The sequence below is a fragment of the Janibacter anophelis NBRC 107843 genome (assembly GCF_001570945.1).
GTDB classification, from domain to species: Bacteria; Actinomycetota; Actinomycetes; order Actinomycetales; family Dermatophilaceae; genus Janibacter; species Janibacter anophelis.
Map to the genome: position 1 here is coordinate 1 of NZ_BCSQ01000109.1, position 2,234 is coordinate 2,234.

2 rRNA genes are annotated in these 2,234 nt (G+C 55.6%); both read right to left on the bottom strand.

Annotation, left to right across the window (positions count from 1 at the left end):
* Positions 1-7 precede the first annotated feature (7 nt).
* Positions 8-124 (bottom strand): 5S ribosomal RNA (gene rrf, locus JAN01S_RS16325).
* A 104-nt stretch (positions 125-228) separates the two neighbouring features.
* Positions 229-2,234: ribosomal RNA gene (locus tag JAN01S_RS16330) — 23S ribosomal RNA — on the bottom strand; the annotation flags it as partial.

Genomic DNA, 2,234 nt, shown 5'->3' on the forward strand with positions numbered 1-2,234 from the left:
AATGTTTGTCCGGCTGCGTCCTACTCTCCCACACCGTTCCCAGTGCAGTACCATCGGCGCTGAAGGGCTTAGCTTCCGGGTTCGGAATGGGACCGGGCGTTTCCCCTTCGCTATGACAGCCGAAACTCTATGGAGTTACAAACAGTGGGTGTGTTCCCGTTCGTATCTCGGGAACTGCACAGTGGACGCGAGGCATTACTTTTTTTACGCAACAAGATTGTTGTGTGTGGTGTCAAGTCATCGGCTTATTAGTACCAGTCAGCTCCATGCATTGCTGCACTTCCACATCTGGCCTATCAACCCAGTCGTCTACTGGGAGCCTCTCAGGGCAAAGCCCCATGGAAACCTCATCTTGAGACATGCTTCCCGCTTAGATGCTTTCAGCGGTTATCACTCCCGAACGTAGCTAATGAGCGGTGCCCTTGGCAGAACAACTCACACACCAGAGGTTCGTCCAACCCGGTCCTCTCGTACTAGGGTCAGCCTCTCTCAAGTTTCCTACGCGCACAGCGGATAGGGACCGAACTGTCTCACGACGTTCTAAACCCAGCTCGCGTGCCGCTTTAATGGGCGAACAGCCCAACCCTTGGGAGATACTCCACCCCCAGGATGCGACGAGCCGACATCGAGGTGCCAAACCATCCCGTCGATATGGACTCTTGGGGAAGATCAGCCTGTTATCCCCGGGGTACCTTTTATCCGTTGAGCGACGGCGCTTCCACAAGCCACCGTCGGGTCACTAGTTCCGACTTTCGTCCCTGCTCGACATGTCTGTCTCGCAGTCAAGCTCCCTTGTACACTTGCACTCGCCACCTGATTGCCAACCAGGCTGAGGGAACCTTTGAGCGCCTCCGTTACATTTTAGGAGGCAACCGCCCCAGTTAAACTACCCACCAGGCAATGTCCCTGATCCGGATCACGGACCGAGGTTAGACAACCAGAACGACCAGAGTGGTATTTCAACGATGACTCCACACACACTGGCGTGCATGCTTCACAGTCTCCCACCTATCCTACACAAGCCGTCCCGATCACCAATACCAAGCTATAGTGAAGGTCCCGGGGTCTTTCCGTCCTGCTGCGCGTAACGAGCATCTTTACTCGTAATGCAATTTCGCCGAGTTCGCGGTTGAGACAGTGGAGAAGTCGTTACGCCATTCGTGCAGGTCGGAACTTACCCGACAAGGAATTTCGCTACCTTAGGATGGTTATAGTTACCACCGCCGTTTACTGGGGCTTAAATTCTCAGCTTCGCCCACAAGGGGCTAACCAGTCCTCTTAACCTTCCAGCACCGGGCAGGCGTCAGTCCGTATACATCGTCTTGCGACTTCGCACGGACCTGTGTTTTTAGTAAACAGTCGCTTCTCCCTGGTCTCTGCGGCCCATCTTCCTAGCCCGCAAGGGGCTTCAGAATCCGGGCCCCCCTTCTCCCGAAGTTACGGGGGCATTTTGCCGAATTCCTTAACCACGATTCACTCGATCGCCTTAGTATTCTCTACTTATCCACCTGAGTCGGTTTGGGGTACGGGCGGCTAGAACCTCGCTAGAGGATTTTCTCGGCAGCATAGGATCACCCTGCTTCCCGCCATAGGCGGTCACTATCAGGTCTCAGGATATGTGCCAGGCGGATTTGCCTACCTGACTCCCTACACCCTTGGACGTGGACAACCATCGCCACGCGGAGGCTACCTTCCTGCGTCTCCCCATCGCTTGACTACTACCAGATCGGGTCACGCGTTCCACTGGCCAGTGACACCCGAAGGTGTCTGCGGCCAGCTTCAGACGTTTAGCATCACTGGATTCATCAGGGGCGGTTCTTCGCCGGTTCCGGAATATCAACCGGATGTCCATCGACTACGCCTGTCGGCCTCGCCTTAGGTCCCGACTTACCCAGGGCAGATTAGCTTGACCCTGGAACCCTTGGATATTCGGCGGACGGGTTTCTCACCCGTCTTTCGCTACTCATGCCTGCATTCTCACTCGTGTGGCATCCACGACTGGATCACTCCGCCGCTTCACTCGCCACACGACGCTCCCCTACCCATCAACACGCTTGGACCCACAAGGGGCCAGGCAGTGTGTCAATGCCACAGCTTCGGTGGTGTGCTTGAGCCCCGCTACATTGTCGGCGCGGAATCACTTGACCAGTGAGCTATTACGCACTCTTTAAAGGGTGGCTGCTTCTAAGCCAACCTCCTGGTTGTCACGGCAACTCCACATCCTTTTCCACTTA